Below are 14,886 nucleotides of genomic sequence, written 5' to 3' on the forward strand. Positions count from 1 at the left end.
GTAGGCGAGCGGTTCCCCGCTGCGGATGGCCTTCGCGCAACGCACAGCGCCCAGCCCAGCCACCGCGCAGCGGTAGGCCGTTCGAGGGCCACCGCGGAACCGGCTTCGCCGGGCCGCTGGCGGCGCCCCCCTGGGGGGGGGGCGGCCGAAGGCCGCTTCGGGGGGGAGCCTAGTATGCGCGCGGCCCTTTGGCTCCTGGCCCTGTTCGGCGTCGCCGTCGGCCTGGCCCTGTTCGCCGGCAACAACCAGGGCACGGTCACCTTGTTCTGGCCGCCGTGGCGCATCGACCTGTCGCTGAACCTGGTGCTGCTGCTGTTGCTGGCGGGCTTCGTGCTGCTGCATGCCGCGCTGCGTGCCTTGTCGGCCCTGTTCCACCTGCCGCGCCAGGCCCTGCGCTGGCGCAACCAGCAGAAGGAGCGAGCGCTGCACGTGATGCTGGTGGACGCCGTGGCCCATCTCACCGCCGGCCGGTTCTTGCGCGCGCGCAAGGCGGCCGAGGCGGCGCTGGTGCTGGAGGAGTCGCTCGAGGCATCGGGTGAGCGCCTGGGCCACGCCGGTCCGCTGCGTTCGCTGTTGCACCTGCTGGCCGCGGAAGCCTCGCAGTCCCTGCAGGATCGTGCCGCGCGCGAGCAGCACCTGCGTGCCGCGCTGGACCAGCCCGGCGCGCGTGACGCGGTGGCCATGTACGAGGGAACGCTGATGCGCGCGGCTCGTTGGTCCCTGGATGAGCGCGACGCCCCGGCCGCCAACGCGTGGCTGGCCGAGCTGCCCCAGGGCGCGGCCCGCCGCACGCTGGCCTTGCGCATGAAGCTCAAGGCCGCCCGCCTGGAGCAGCAGACCGAACAGGCCCTGGAGACGGCACGGCTGCTGGCCAAGCACCGGGCGTTCTCGCCGGCGGCGGCGCACAGCATCGTCCGCGGCCTGGCCACCGACCTGCTGAACCAGGCACATGACATGGCGCAGTTGCAGCGCGCCTGGTCGCGTCTGGAACCGGCCGAGCGGCAGATGCCCGAGTTGGCGATCCATGCGGCGCAGCGGGTCACCGCCATGGGTGGCGAAGCCGAGCTGGCGCGTCAGTGGCTGCTACCCGTGTGGGAGGGCTACGAGAGCTTGCCCGAAGGCATCAAGCTGCGCCTGGTGAACGCGCTCGAAGAGGGCATGGAGTCCATCGATGCGGCCTGGCTGGCGCGCTTCGAGTCCGCCCAGCGCGCCAATCCTCGCGATCCGCTGCTGCAGTACCTGTCGGGCATGGCATGCATGAAGCGCCAGCTCTGGGGCAAGGCCCAGCAGCTGTTGACGCAAGCGGCCTTGGGCCTTCGCGACGCGCAGATGCACCGCAAGGCCTGGCGCGCCCTGGCGGCCCTGGCCGAGGACCGTGGGGACACCTTGACCGCGGCGCAGGCCTGGAAGCGGGCCGCGAGCGAGTAGACGCCGAGCCGCGCGGCGGGCGGACCCGCCCGCCCGTTCGCGTCGAGGCTTCGAGCCCCGATGCCATGAAAAAAGGACGCCCTCCGGCGTCCTTTTGCTTTGGCCCGCCCCCCGGCGCGGAGCGTCGGGCGGGAGGGTTGGCCGCTCGCTCAGAGCGTGTTGCCGGGGTCGGACGGCAGCTGCATCTTGCCCAGGTCGCGGCGTGTCTCGACCAGCACCAGCGGACCTTCTTCGATCACCAGCGGCGCGGGCCGCTCGCGCGGTACCCGGGGCGGCTGCGGTTCGGACGCAATGGCTGCCTGCACGGCGGCGACCTTTTGCGCGTCCGAGTTCACCCACTGCAGGCCGGAGCCTTCGGCGATCTGCTGCAACTCGGAGATCGGCAGCTCGAAGGCCTGCACCCTGGGTAGTTGAGTGCCCGTCGGTTGCGTGGGTGCGGCTGCCGGCGCCGCGGGGCTGGCTGCCAGGTCCTGCACCGGCGCCGGCGTGGCCGCTGCCTGGGCCGTGTCGTCCTCGGACACGAAGCCGGTGGCGTAGCGAGGGCGGGCGGGTTCGATCTCGACCACGATCTCGCCGGGCGCTGCCACGGGCTGATCGCTCTCCTCGCGCTGCGGACGCTCGCCGCGTTCCCCACGCTCGCGGCGCTCACGGCCATACCGGTCGCGGGACCGGCGATCGCGCCGGGGCTCGGCGGCATCGGCGGTGGTGCCGGCGGTCAGGTCCTGTTCGGCCGCGGCTTCCTGCCCGGGCTGGACCAGTTCGATGTCCGCGTGGGTGATGGTGGTGCTGTCGTCCGCCGGCAGGGGCTGGGCCTCGACGGCTTCCGCAGGGCGAGCTTCGCGGTTGCGATCCCGACGGCCTTCGCCCCGCTCGCGCCGACCTTCACCACGCTCGCGACGGCCTTCGGCTTGCTCGGGCGCCGGCGGCGCGTTCTCGGGTGAGAAGGCAAGGGCGTCTGCGGCGGGCAAGGCCTTGGCTTCGCGGTCCTCGCGCGGGTCGCGGCTCTCGCGCTCCTCGCGGTCCTCGCGGTCCTCGCGCGGCTCACGGGCCTCGCGCGGTTCGCGCGGCTGCCGCGGCGGCCGCGGTTCACGAACTTCGGCGCCAGCGGTCAGCTCGCGTGCCTCACGCGGCTCACGGCCTTCGCGGCCTTCGCGCGGTTCACGGGCCTCGCGTGGCTCACGGCCTTCGCGAGCTTCACGGGCCTCGCGTGGCTCACGGCCTTCGCGTGGTTCACGGCCTTCGCGTGGTTCACGGGCATCGCGCGGTTCACGGCCCTCGCGAGCTTCACGGGCCTCGCGCGGTTCACGGGCCTCGCGTGGCTCACGGCCTTCGCGAGCTTCACGGGCCTCGCGCGGTTCACGGCCTTCGCGAGCTTCACGGGCCTCGCGCGGTTCACGGCCTTCGCGAGCTTCACGGGCCTCGCGCGGTTCACGGCCTTCGCGTGGCTCGCGTGCTTCGCGCGGCTCACGGTTGTCGCGGCCGCGGCCGTCGCGCGGTTCGCGGCTCTCACGATCACCCCGGCCGCCGCGTCCGCGTCCCTCGCGTGCTTCGCGCGGTGCGCCGGCCGCCTCGGCCGTTTCACCGGCCGGCGTGGTGCGAGCCTCGCCGGTGCGGCCTTCGCCGGTGCGGCCTTCGCGGCCTTCGCCGCCCCGCCCACGGCCACGGCCACGGCCGCGGCCTTCGCCGCGGTCAGGTCGCTCGGCCTTCTCCGCCCGGTCCGAGCCGGCGGGCGCGGCCGGTGCGACGGGCTGCGCGGGCGCCGGCGCGTTGACGCCGAAAAGGGCCTTGAGCCAGCCCATGAAGCCGTGCTCGGCCGGCGGCGCAGCCGCGGGGGTGCGGGCGCGCATCGGCGCTGCGGCCGGTTGTGCGGGCGCGGCCTTCACCGGCTCGGGCTTGGGCGGGGCGATGGGGGCGGGCGCGTCGGGCAGCACGCCCTTGATGACGGGTTCCTGCCGGTTGGTGCGCTCCTGCGAGCGGCGGGTGACGGTGGTGGGATCTTCGATCTCGACGGCCATGTGGTAGCTGGCCGCGAGGCTGTCGAGCCGGGGGTCGTCGTGCTTGAGTCGCTCGAGCTTGTAGTGCGGCGTGTCCAGCGACTTGTTGGGGATCATGATCACGCTGATGCGCTGCTTCAGCTCGATCTTGGCGATCTCGGTGCGCTTCTCGTTGAGCAGGAACGAGGCGACTTCGACCGGCACCTGCACGTGCACGGCGGCGGTGCTGTCCTTCATGGACTCTTCCTGGATGATCCGCAGGATCTGAAGGGCCGAGCTTTCGGTGTCGCGGATGTGGCCGTGGCCACCGCAGCGGGGGCACGGAATGGAGGCGCCTTCGGACAGGGCAGGGCGCAGCCGCTGGCGGCTCATCTCCATGAGGCCGAACTTGCTGATGGTGCCGAACTGCACGCGCGCGCGGTCCTGGCGCAGCGCGTCGCGCAGGCGGTTCTCGACCTCGCGGCGGTTCTTCGACTCCTCCATGTCGATGAAGTCGATGACGATCAGCCCACCCAGGTCGCGCAGCCGCATCTGGCGCGCCACTTCGTCGGCGGCCTCCAGGTTGGTGCGGGTGGCGGTTTCCTCGATGTCGCCGCCCTTGATGGCGCGAGCCGAGTTGACGTCGATGGAGACCAACGCCTCGGTGTGGTCGATCACGACCACGCCGCCCGAGGGGAGCTTGACCTCGCGGGCGTAGGCGGACTCGATCTGGTGCTCGATCTGGAACCGGCTGAACAGCGGCGCGTCGTCACGGTAGCGCTTGACCTTGGTCGCATGCTCCGGCATCACGTGGGCCATGAACTGCTGGGCCTGCTCGTAGATGTCGTCCGTGTCGATCAGGATGTCGCCGACGTCCTGGTTGAAGTAGTCACGGATGGCGCGGATGACGAGCGAGGACTCCTGGTAGATCAGGAAGGCGCCCTTGCCGCCCTTGGCGGCGCCGTCGATGGCGTTCCAGAGTTTGAGCAGGTAGTTGAGGTCCCACTGGAGCTCGGGTGCGCTGCGGCCGATGCCGGCGGTGCGCGCGATGATGGACATGCCGTTGGGATACTCGAGCTGGTCCATCGCCTCCTTGAGCTCGGCCCGGTCGTCCCCTTCGATGCGCCGGCTCACGCCGCCGCCGCGCGGGTTGTTGGGCATGAGCACGACGTAACGGCCGGCCAGCGAGATGAAGGTGGTGAGCGCGGCGCCCTTGTTGCCGCGCTCTTCCTTCTCGACCTGCACCAGCAGTTCCTGGCCTTCGCGGATCACGTCGCTGATGCGGGCCTGCGAGACCGGGCCCGAGCCCGACTGGAAGAACTGCTTGGAGATTTCCTTGAAGGGCAGGAAGCCGTGACGGTCTTCCCCGTAGTCGACGAAGCAGGCTTCGAGGCTGGGCTCGACCCGCGTCACCACGGCCTTGTAGATGTTGCCCTTGCGCTGTTCGCGCCCTTCGATCTCGATTTCGTAGTCGAGGAGCTTCTGTCCGTCGACGATGGCCAGCCGGCGCTCTTCGGCCTGCGTGGCATTGATCAGCATACGCTTCATCGCGTCACCTCTTGGTTGTCTAACACCGAACGATCCGGCGCCTGGGGCGCTGGATCCACGATGCCGGGCTCGGCTCCGAAGCGAAGGGAATTGCCTAGGTGGCTGTGCCGGCCGAGCGCAATGTCGGTCGGCATGGCCGGGGCGCATGGATGGGTGCGAGGAGCTGGCGGCCGGGTGGGCGCCCCTGGTGAACGGCCGCCGGTGCGGCGCCTGGGGTATCGGCGCGCGTGGACGGGGCCGGGGATGGCACGCCGCTGGCCGGGCTCAGCAGCCTCGGCCACATCACTTGCAGCATCGCCATCAACACAGGTGTTCTCGCTTCAATCCGCCTGGAAGCGGCAGGGCTGCCAGGCTTGTATTCCGTATCGGTGCTTCGAAGTCTCGCTGCGCTGTCGCTGCGGCGGGCCATCACGAGCATTCGGCTGGTGACTCTCCCGCCGGACAACGCCAGGGGCATCGACCTCTGGCGAGCCGCTCTGGTCAGTGGAATAAACTCCGAGAAAAATCAACCAGTTACGCGGTGCGCCAGTGAAACTGATTATAGGGGGCACCGAAGGGGCCGGACCCACGCAGGTCCGGCACCTGCAGGTCGACGAAGAATCCGCCGGGCAACGGCTGGACAACTTCCTCATCCGGCATCTCAAGGGGGTGCCCAAGACCCATGTGTACCGGATCATCCGCAGCGGCGAGGTGCGGGTGAACCGCGCGCGTGCCGCGGCCGACACCCGGGTCGCCGGCGGCGACGTGGTGCGCGTGCCTCCCGTGCGCGTGGCCGAACGTCCATCGATCGACACCGACCGCCCTGCCCCGGCCCGCGAGTTCCCGCTGCTGTTCGAGGACGAGCACCTGCTGGCCCTGGACAAGCCGGCCGGGGTGGCCGTGCACGGTGGCAGCGGCGTGAGCTTCGGGGTGATCGAGCAGCTGCGGCGCGCCCGGCCGCAGGCGAAGTTCCTGGAGCTGGTGCACCGCATCGACCGCGAGACTTCGGGCATCCTGCTGGTGGCCAAACGCCGCTCGGCGCTGGTGCGGCTGCAGGACCAGTTCCGCGAACGCGAGACCGGCAAGACCTACCTCGCCCTGGTGCGCGGCGCCTGGCCGGCACGGCGCAAGGTGATCGACCTGCCGCTGCACAAATACCTGCAGGCCGACGGCGAGCGCCGGGTTCGCGTGGTGGCCGCCGACGATCCCGATGGCATGCGGGCCATCACGCTGGTGAAAGTACAGCGCGAGCTGCCGCTGGTGCTGCAGCCGGGACGGGCCAGCCTGCTAGAAGTCACCATCCGGACCGGCCGCACCCACCAGATCCGGGTGCACCTGGCGTCGCAGGAGCATCCGATCCTGGGCGACGACAAGTACGGCGATTTCGAGTTGAACAAGGCGCTGCAGCGCCACGGTCTGCGTCGGATGTTCCTGCATGCGTGGCGGTTACAGTTCGACCACCCCGCGAGCGCCGAACGGATCGAGTTGCTCGCGCCCCTCGCGCCCGAGCTTCAGTCTTTCGTCGAGTCCCAGTCCGTCCATGCGACCCCGCGCGTTTGACCTGATCGCCTTCGATTGGGATGGCACCCTGTTCGATTCCACCGCCATCATCGTTCGCTGCATCCAGCGAGCCGTGGTGGACGTCGGCGGGGCCATGCCCACCGACCAGGCGGCTGCCTATGTGATCGGCATGAGCCTGGCCGAGGCACTGGCCCATGCCGCGCCCGACGTCGACCCGGCGCTCTACCCCCGGTTGGGCGCGCGCTATCGCCATCACTACGCCGCGCACCAGAACGATCTCAGCCTTTTCGCCGGCGTGCTGCCGCTGCTCCATGAGCTGCGCGCGCGCCACCACTGGCTGGCGGTTGCCACCGGCAAGTCGCGCCGCGGCTTGGACGAGGCCCTGCATACGGCCGAGTTGCACGGCGTGTTCGACGGCTCGCGCACGGCCGACGAGACGGCGGGCAAGCCTCATCCGCGCATGCTGCTCGAGCTGATGGAGGAGTTCGGCGTTGCCCCGGAGCGCACGCTGATGATCGGAGACACCACGCATGACCTGCAGATGGCTCGCAACGCCGGCTGCGCCAGCGTGGGCGTGGGCTGGGGCGCGCACGAGATCGACGAATTTCATGCGCTGGGCGCCGTGCAGGTGGTGCACTCGGTGCGCGAGCTGCACGACTGGCTGCTCGCCAACGCCTGAAGGAGGCCTTGTCCGTGTCGCTCGTTGCCCTGTGCGCCTCGGTGGATCTCGTGGACGGCGGCCTGGCCGTGCCCTTCGACGTGGTCTACGGCGGCCAGACCTGCCGTGCCTTCGCGATCCGCTGGCAGGGACAGGTGCATGCCTACCTCAATCGTTGCAGCCACGTGGCGATGGAGATGGACTGGCAACCCAACCGGTTTTTCGACGACACGGGCCAGTGGCTGCTGTGCGGCTCGCACGGCGCCGCGTACCGGCCCGACACCGGGGCCTGCGCCGGCGGACCCTGCCGGGGTGGGCTGGTGAAGATCGGCGTGACCGAGCAGGACGGCGTGGTGCGCTGGCATACTGCTTTCAACCTCCAACCTTTCGAGTTCTGAGTCTTCCATGAGCGACCCCCTGCCACCCGACGAGCCCACGGCTCGCCCCATCCCCGCGAGCGCCGCCGCTTCCCCCGAGTCGGGTTGGGAGCGCGGCACGATCGAGCGGGTGATGCTGGCCACGCTGGCAGAGCAGCGCTCCGCTCGCCGCTGGCGCATCGGCTTGCGCCTGGCCTGGCTGGTGTTCCTGGTGTTCCTGGTCTGGACCTTGCTGTATCGGGGATCTCCCAGCAGCGCGACCAAGTCGCTGCCGCACACGGCCCTGGTCGAGATCAAGGGCGCGATCTCTTCGGATGAGGAAACCAGCGCCGACAACGTGGTGGCCTCGCTGCGCAGCGCGTTCGAAGACGCCGGCGCCCAGGGAGTGGTGCTGCTGATCAACTCACCAGGCGGCAGCCCGGTGCAGGCGGGCATCATCAATGACGAGCTGAACCGCCTGCGCGAAAAGCACAAGAAGCCGGTGTATGCGGTGGTCGAGGAGTCGTGCGTTTCGGCCGCCTACTACATCGCCGTCGCGGCCGATCGCATCTACGTGGACAAGGCCAGCATCGTCGGCAGCATCGGCGTGCTGATGGATGGGTTCGGCTTCACCGGCCTCATGGAAAAGCTGGGCGTCGAGCGGCGTCTCATCACCGCGGGAGAACACAAGGGCTTCCTGGATCCGTTCCGGCCACTGACGCCGCAGGAGCGGGACTTCGCGGAGCAGATGCTGCAGCAGGTGCATGCACAGTTCATCGACGTGGTGAAAGCGGGCCGTGGCAAGCGCCTGAAGGAATCGCCCGAGCTGTTCTCGGGGCTGTTCTGGACCGGCGCCCAGGCGATCGACATGGGCTTGGTCGACCAGCTGGGCAGCGTCGATTACGTCGCCCGCGAGGTGCTCAAGGCCGAGGAAGTGGTGGACTACACCCGCCGCCAGAACCTGGCCGAGCGCCTGGCGGGGCGTTTCGGTGCCGCGATCGGCGCAGGGGCGGTTCGCGCACTGCAGGCCACGTCGGCCCTGCGGTAAGCCCACGAAGCTGGCCGCCCGACCTCAGCGGCCGATGGCGAAGACGGCCGGCCCCTCCGGTGCTTCGGGCGGCGCCTGGCGCCAGGCCTTCACCGGGGCACTGCGGGTGCGCGCGGCAGCCAGCGTGAGTCCGCTGCTGATCGACAGGCGGGTCGTGGGCTGCAGGGCGCGTAACAGTGCCTGCAGCAGGGCCACGTTGCGATACGGCGTTTCGATGAACAGCTGGGTCTGGCCCGACCGGAGCGCCAGGGCCTCCAGCTCTCGAAGGCGCTGCTGGCGGTCCGCCGCGTCCTGCGGCAGGTAACCCACGAAGGCGAAGTTCTGGCCGTTGAGTCCGCTGGCGGCCAAAGCCAGCAGCAAGGAGGAGGGGCCCACCAGGGGCACGACCGCCACTCCCAGCTCGTGTGCACAGCGCACCACCGACGCACCCGGATCGGCCACCGCCGGCATGCCGGCTTCGCTGAGCAGGCCGATGTCGTGTCCCTGCAGGGCAGGCCGAAGCAGGTCGCGCCCGTCGAAGCCGACGCCGGTGTCGCCCTTCTTGTGCAGCTCGCGGGGCAACTCGACGATGTGCTGCTCCTGCAGGGGGAGCGCCAGGGGATGGCTGGCCGACACGCGCTTGAGGAACGCGCGCGCACTCTTGGCGTTCTCGCAGACCCAGTGCGTCAGGCGCGCGGACGCTGCGAGGGTGGCGGCCGGCAGCACGTCGGTGATCTCCGCTTGTGCTTCGCAGCCGAAGTCCAGCGGTGTCGGAACCAGGATCAGCTGCCCGATGGGATGGCCAGCGGTCATGCGAGCAGCTTCACGCCGGCATCGCGCAGCATGCGGCAGGTGCGGATCAGGGGCAGGCCCACCAACGCCGTGGGATCGTCGTTGTCGATGCGCTCGAGCAGGGCGATGCCCAGGCCTTCACTCTTGGCACTGCCGGCGCAGTCGTAGGGCTGCTCGGCTCGCAGGTAGCTCTCGATCTCCGGGTCGGAGAGGTCGCGGAAACGAACCCGCACGGCAGCCAGGTCGAGTGATTCGAAGCCGGTCTCCAGGCACACCACCGCCACCGCGGTCTGGAACACCACCGTGCAGCCGCGCATCCGCCGCAGTTGCTCGACCGCCCGCTCGTGCGTCTCGGGCTTGCCCAGGGCTTGCCCCTCCAGGTCCGCCACCTGGTCGGACCCGATCACGGCGGCGGCTGGAAAGCGAGCGGCAACCGCCCGGGCCTTCTGCAGGGCCAGCCGCCGGGCGAGCGCCTCGGGGATCTCGCCCGGCTGCGGTGTTTCGTCCACCTCGGGCGCGGCCACTTCGAACGGCAGGTTCAGGCGAGCCAGCAGCTCGCGCCGATAGCGCGATGTGGAGCCCAGCACGATGGGGCGGCCGGGGTGCGGGGATCGGGGTTCGGGCATCGGGGGATTCTCTTACACTGCCGCGATGCCCAAGGAGTTCAACCCTCAACGCCTGGACCTCGAAGCCTTCGCTGAAGAGGGCGCGGAGCTCACGGGCTCGCTAATGGTGGGGCAGCGTGAGCGGCTCGCGGCGGAGACCGAAGGCCGCGGGCTGGATCGGCCCGTTTCCTGGCGGGCGCGGGGTGAGCTGCGAAACTCGCAGCACGTCAACCCGCAGGTTTGGCTGCACCTGGAGGCCTCCACCCCATTGAGCCTGACCTGCCAGCGCTGCCTCTCGCCAGTGGACACGCCGGTGGCGGTCGACCGGTGGTTCCGATTCGTGGCCGACGAGAGCACCGCGCAGGCCGAGGACGACCAGTCGGAAGAAGACGTGCTCGTGCTCAGCCCCGCCTTCGATCTGCTGGCGCTGATCGAGGATGAACTCTTGATGGCGTCCCCGCTGGTGCCCAGGCACGAAGTCTGCCCGGTGCCGCTGCCGTTCGGCGCCGCGACCGAAGAGGCTGGCGTCCCGGCCAGGTCGAACCCGTTCGCGATCCTGGGAAAGCTCAAGGGACCCGGTACGCACTGAGACCAGGCGGTCTGATGGCGTGGGCTATAATCGTGGGCTTTTGCGCGTCAGGCCATCCGTACGGGCTCCCGTATTCCAGTCGGCGCGTTGCCCTCCCACCCCATCTCGCGGCTGTTCGTGACAGCCGAGCTTTTTCTCCCAGGAGACCTCCATGGCCGTCCAGCAAAACAAGAAGTCGCCTTCCAAGCGGGGCATGCACCGTTCGCACAACGCGCTGTCGGTGCCGGGTATCGCCGTCGAGCCCACCACGGGTGAAACCCATCTGCGTCACCACATCAGCCCCAACGGCTACTACCGTGGTCGCAAGGTCCTCAAGACCAAGAACGACGCCTGATTCGTTCCTCTTTCGTATTCACTCTCAAGGGCCCGGTGCCGCTCGCGCGGTCCGGGCCCTTGCCGTTTGCCGCGTGACGCCCGGTTCTGCCGCTGTCGGCCATCGATCCGCTTAGCTCTACCATTCGAGTCCATGACGACTATCCTGGCTGTCGATTGCATGGGGGGCGACCATGGCCCCCGCGTCACGCTCCCCGCATGCCGCCGCTTCCTCGACGAGCATCCCGATGCCGAGTTGCTCCTGGTCGGGCGCGCCGAAGATCTGCAGTCGTTCGTCCATGACCGGGCTCGCGTGGTGCCGGCCACCGAGGTGGTGACCATGGACGATGCGGTCGAGGTGGCCCTGCGCCGGAAGAAGGATTCGTCCATGCGCGTGGCCCTGAAGCAGGTGCGCGACGGCCAGGCCCAGGCAGCCGTCTCGGCCGGCAACACCGGGGCGCTGATGGCCCTGGCCCGTTACCTGCTCAAGACGGTGGAAGGCATTGACCGCCCCGCGATCGCCTATCCCATGCCCAATGCCAAGGGCGGCGCCACCACGGTCCTGGACCTTGGAGCGAACGTGGACTGCACCGAGCACCACCTGTTGCAGTTCGCCGTGATGGGGTCGGCCCTGGTCTCGGCCCTGCGCAACGAGGAGCAGCCCTCGGTCGGTCTGCTGAACATCGGCGAGGAGATCATCAAGGGAAGCGAAGTGATCAAGCGCGCGGGCGAGCTGCTGCGCGCGGCGGCGCGGGCGGGTGACCTCAACTTCCACGGCAATGTCGAGGGCAACGACATCTTCAAGGGCACGACCGACATCGTGGTGTGCGACGGCTTCGTGGGCAATGTCGCGCTGAAGACGAGCGAAGGGCTGGCTTCCATGATCGGCGGCTTCCTCAAGGAGGAGTTCGCGCGCACGCCGCTGACGCGGTTGGCGGCCGTGCTGGCGTATCCGGTGCTTGCCGCCTTCAAGCGTCGCGTGGATTACCGGCGCTATAACGGAGCGGCCTTGCTGGGGCTGCGCGGGCTGGTGTTCAAGAGCCATGGTTCGGCCGACGAGTTCGCCTTCGGCCAGGCACTGAACCGCGCGTATGATGCGGCCCGCAATCAACTGCTGGAACGGGTGCAGACGCGGATCGCTCACGCCCGGCCGCTGCTGGTGGGAGAGGTCCCGGCGGCTGGTGGTGGCCACCAGGCCGAAGCAGCGGCAGCGAGCTGAACACATCACTCCATGACACGCTTTTCCCGCATCGCCGGAACCGGCAGCTACCTGCCCCCGCGCCGCGTCACCAATGCCGAACTGGCCGCTGACCTCGCCACGCGCGGCATCGAGACCTCGGACGAGTGGATCGTCGAGCGCACCGGTATCCGGGCCCGCCACTTCGCAGCCGCGGACGTGACTACCAGCGACCTGGCCGTTCCGGCCGCGCGCCACGCGATCGAGGCCGCGGGCATCACCGCCGCCGACATCGACCTGATCATCGTCGCCACCTCCACCCCGGACATGGTGTTTCCGTCGGCGGCCTGCCTGCTGCAGAACAAGCTGGGCATCGTGGGCTGCCCCGCCTTCGACGTGCAGGCCGTGTGCAGCGGCTTCGTCTACGCGCTGACCGTCGCCGACGCCCTGATCAAGGCGGGCACCGCGCAGCGCGCGCTGGTGGTCGGCGCCGAGGTGTTCTCGCGCATCCTCGACTTCAACGACCGAACGACCTGCGTGCTCTTCGGCGACGGGGCCGGCGCGGTGGTGCTCGAGGCGTCCGAGACGCCTGGCCTGCTGGCGAGCGACCTGCATGCCGATGGCCGGCATGCCGGCATCCTGTGCGTGCCCGGTAGTGTCAGCGGGGGCGTGGCGACCGGCTCGCCACTGCTGCGCATGGACGGGCAGGCCGTGTTCAAGCTGGCCGTGGGTGTCCTCGAATCGGCCGCGCGTACCACCTTGGCGAAGGCAGGTCGGCAGGAGTCGGACATCGACTGGCTCATCCCCCACCAGGCCAACATACGGATCATGCAAGGCACGGCGCGCAAGTTGAAACTGCCCATGGACAAGGTGGTCGTCACGGTCGATGAGCACGGCAACACCTCGGCCGCCTCGATCCCGCTGGCCCTGGACGCGGCGGTCCGCGGGGGGCAGGTGAAGCGGGGCGACACCGTCATGCTCGAAGGTGTGGGCGGCGGCTTCACCTGGGGCGCGGTCCTGCTCGATTACTAGGGCAGGGCGTCCGCCACCCGCAAAGCTCGCGCCGCCTCTTCGGTTGTTTTTGTTGTACGGCACTCATTCATGAAACCGTTCGCGTTCGTATTTCCCGGGCAGGGTTCGCAGTCCGTGGGCATGCTCGATGCCTGGGGTGACCATCCGGCTGTGCGCCAGGTGCTGCAGGAGGCCTCCGATGCGCTGGGGCAGGACCTCGCTCGCTTGATCCACGAGGGCCCGAAGGAAGACCTCGCCCTCACGGCGAATACCCAGCCGGCGATGCTGGTCGCCGGTGTGGCGGCGTGGCGTGCCTGGCAGGCCGAGGGCGGTCCCATGCCCGCGGTCATGGCTGGCCACTCGCTCGGCGAATACTCGGCCTTGGTGGCGGCGGGAGCGCTGTCCCTCGCCGATGCGGCGCCGCTGGTGCGCTTTCGGGCGCAAGCCATGCAGGAGGCCGTGCCGGTGGGCGCCGGCGCCATGGCGGCCATCCTTGGCATGGAAGCCGAACGCGTGATCCAGGGCTGCGCCGAGGCCGGCGCGTCCTTCCCCGCCGATGCCCGCGAGGTGGTCGAAGCCGTGAACTTCAATGATCCGGCCCAGACCGTGATCGCCGGGACCCGGGCCGGTGTGGACAAGGCCTGCGAGCTGCTCAAGGCCCAGGGTGCCAAGCGCGCACTCCCGCTGCCGGTGTCGGCCCCGTTCCACTCCAGCCTGATGAAGCCGGCCGCAGACCGACTGCGCGAGAAGCTTGCGGCAACGGCCATCCGGCCACCGGCCATTCCGGTCCTGAACAACATCGACGTCGAGGCGCAGAGCAATCCCGATCGCATTCGCGACGCGCTCTACCGCCAGGCGTTCGGGCCGGTGCGTTGGGTCCAGTGCATGCGCGCGGTGCAGGCGCTGGGCATCTCCACCGTCGTCGAATGCGGGCCCGGCAAGGTGCTGGCCGGCCTGTGCAAGCGCATCGATCCCAGCTTGACCGGCCTCGCACTGCACGATCCCACCACCCTGGCCGACCTGAAAGGCAGCCTCCAATGAACACTCCGGAATTTGCCGGCCAGGTCGCCCTGGTCACGGGCGCCTCGCGCGGTATCGGCGCTGCCATCGCCGCCGAACTTGCGCAGCGCGGGCTCCAGGTGATCGGTACCGCCACGACGGATGAGGGGGCCGAGCGCATCAGCCAGGCGCTCGCATCGCATGCCGACTGCCGCGGAGCCCGGCTCGACGTGAACGATGGCGCCGCCGCCGAGGCCCTGGTGGAAGGCATCGTCAAGGACAAGGGCGCGCTGCACGTGCTGGTGAACAACGCCGGCATCACGCGTGACACCCTGGCCATGCGGCTGAAGGACGAGGACTGGGATGCGGTGCTCGACACCAACCTCAAGGCCGTCTTCCGTATGAGCCGCGCCGTCATGCGAACGATGATGAAGCAGCGCTACGGCCGCATCATCAGCATCACCTCGGTGGTGGGCGCTTCCGGCAATGCCGGGCAGGCCAACTACGCGGCCGCCAAGGCCGGCGTGGCCGGCATGACCCGCGCGCTCGCGCGTGAGCTCGGCAGCCGCCACATCACCGTCAATTGCGTGGCGCCGGGTTTCATCGCCACCGACATGACCGCTGCCCTGCCGCCCCAGCAGCAGGAGGCGCTGCTCAGCCAGATTCCGCTGGGCCATCTCGGACGTCCCGATGACGTCGCCCACGCGGTCGCCTTCCTGGCGTCACCGCAGGCGGGCTACGTCACGGGACAGGAGCTGCACGTCAACGGCGGCATGTTCATGGCCTGAAGTGAAAGTCCACCCCGAAGCGCCTTCGGCGCCTCCGCTCGAGGGGCGCCACCAGCGGCCCGGCCAAGCCGGTTCTGCGGTGGCCCGCGATCGCATGATGCGCAGCATCGTGGAGAACTGAAA

Annotated in this window: 14 protein-coding genes; 11 read left to right on the forward strand and 3 right to left on the reverse strand. The window is 69.6% G+C overall.

What is annotated here, in order from left to right; all coding sequences use genetic code 11:
- The first annotated feature begins 174 nt into the window (after positions 1 to 174).
- Positions 175 to 1,428: a heme biosynthesis HemY N-terminal domain-containing protein gene (locus JI739_RS22425; RefSeq protein ID WP_201686245.1), complete on the forward strand. Its 1,254-nt coding sequence runs from the start codon at positions 175 to 177 to the stop codon at positions 1,426 to 1,428.
- Between the two features lie 149 nt (positions 1,429 to 1,577).
- Here JI739_RS22425 and JI739_RS22430 read toward each other — a convergent pair whose 3' ends face one another.
- Positions 1,578 to 4,949 carry an Rne/Rng family ribonuclease gene (locus JI739_RS22430; RefSeq protein ID WP_201686246.1) on the reverse strand — a complete coding sequence of 1,124 codons (3,372 nt, stop codon included), beginning with the start codon at positions 4,947 to 4,949 and terminating at the stop codon, positions 1,578 to 1,580.
- 528 nt (positions 4,950 to 5,477) lie between these two features.
- Between JI739_RS22430 and JI739_RS22435 the strand changes: the two genes are divergently transcribed.
- Genes JI739_RS22435 through sppA form a run of 4 tightly spaced genes read left to right on the forward strand, consistent with a single transcriptional unit; the run spans position 5,478 to position 8,511 of the window.
- Positions 5,478 to 6,488: an RluA family pseudouridine synthase gene (locus JI739_RS22435; RefSeq protein ID WP_201686247.1), complete on the forward strand. Its 1,011-nt coding sequence runs from the start codon at positions 5,478 to 5,480 to the stop codon at positions 6,486 to 6,488.
- Positions 6,469 to 7,128, forward strand: a complete 660-nt coding sequence (locus JI739_RS22440; RefSeq protein WP_201686248.1) for an HAD family hydrolase — start codon at positions 6,469 to 6,471, stop codon at positions 7,126 to 7,128. Before JI739_RS22435 ends, JI739_RS22440 begins: the two co-directional genes overlap by 20 nt.
- 14 nt (positions 7,129 to 7,142) lie before the next feature.
- Complete coding sequence (locus JI739_RS22445; RefSeq protein ID WP_354003783.1) at positions 7,143 to 7,505, forward strand: Rieske (2Fe-2S) protein; 363 nt, start codon at positions 7,143 to 7,145, stop codon at positions 7,503 to 7,505.
- A gap of 7 nt (positions 7,506 to 7,512) precedes the next feature.
- Positions 7,513 to 8,511 (forward strand): signal peptide peptidase SppA, encoded by a 999-nt coding sequence (gene sppA, locus JI739_RS22450; RefSeq protein ID WP_236589980.1) that lies wholly within the window; start codon positions 7,513 to 7,515, stop codon positions 8,509 to 8,511.
- Between the two features lie 24 nt (positions 8,512 to 8,535).
- Here the strand turns inward: sppA and JI739_RS22455 are convergent, their stop codons facing one another.
- Entirely contained in the window at positions 8,536 to 9,303 is a 768-nt protein-coding gene (locus JI739_RS22455) for an SAM-dependent methyltransferase (protein ID WP_201686249.1), read from the reverse strand.
- Positions 9,300 to 9,908 carry a Maf family nucleotide pyrophosphatase gene (locus JI739_RS22460; RefSeq protein ID WP_201686250.1) on the reverse strand — a complete coding sequence of 203 codons (609 nt, stop codon included), beginning with the start codon at positions 9,906 to 9,908 and terminating at the stop codon, positions 9,300 to 9,302. The genes JI739_RS22455 and JI739_RS22460 overlap by 4 nt, the downstream gene beginning before the upstream one ends.
- Before the next feature lie 25 nt (positions 9,909 to 9,933).
- Here JI739_RS22460 and JI739_RS22465 point away from each other — a divergent pair, with 25 nt between their 5' ends.
- The 6 genes from JI739_RS22465 (at position 9,934) to fabG (ending at position 14,763) form a co-directional block, all read left to right on the forward strand.
- Positions 9,934 to 10,476: a YceD family protein gene (locus tag JI739_RS22465; RefSeq protein ID WP_201686251.1), complete on the forward strand. Its 543-nt coding sequence runs from the start codon at positions 9,934 to 9,936 to the stop codon at positions 10,474 to 10,476.
- Between the two features lie 151 nt (positions 10,477 to 10,627).
- Positions 10,628 to 10,810: a 50S ribosomal protein L32 gene (gene rpmF / locus JI739_RS22470; RefSeq protein ID WP_201686252.1), complete on the forward strand. Its 183-nt coding sequence runs from the start codon at positions 10,628 to 10,630 to the stop codon at positions 10,808 to 10,810.
- Between the two features lie 132 nt (positions 10,811 to 10,942).
- Positions 10,943 to 12,007 carry a phosphate acyltransferase PlsX gene (plsX, locus tag JI739_RS22475; protein WP_201686253.1) on the forward strand — a complete coding sequence of 355 codons (1,065 nt, stop codon included), beginning with the start codon at positions 10,943 to 10,945 and terminating at the stop codon, positions 12,005 to 12,007.
- A 12-nt stretch (positions 12,008 to 12,019) separates the two neighbouring features.
- The gene (locus JI739_RS22480) at positions 12,020 to 12,997 is read left to right on the forward strand and encodes a beta-ketoacyl-ACP synthase III (protein ID WP_201686254.1); all 978 of its coding nucleotides are present in this window, start codon (positions 12,020 to 12,022) and stop codon (positions 12,995 to 12,997) included.
- A 69-nt stretch (positions 12,998 to 13,066) separates the two neighbouring features.
- Positions 13,067 to 14,017 carry an ACP S-malonyltransferase gene (gene fabD, locus JI739_RS22485; protein ID WP_201686255.1) on the forward strand — a complete coding sequence of 317 codons (951 nt, stop codon included), beginning with the start codon at positions 13,067 to 13,069 and terminating at the stop codon, positions 14,015 to 14,017.
- Positions 14,014 to 14,763, forward strand: coding sequence for a 3-oxoacyl-ACP reductase FabG (gene fabG, locus JI739_RS22490; RefSeq protein WP_201686256.1), 750 nt, complete (start codon positions 14,014 to 14,016; stop codon positions 14,761 to 14,763). The genes fabD and fabG overlap by 4 nt, the downstream gene beginning before the upstream one ends.
- Positions 14,764 to 14,886 lie beyond the last annotated feature (123 nt).

The organism is Ramlibacter aurantiacus (assembly GCF_016722895.1).
GTDB lineage: Bacteria > Pseudomonadota > Gammaproteobacteria > Burkholderiales > Burkholderiaceae_C > Ramlibacter > Ramlibacter aurantiacus.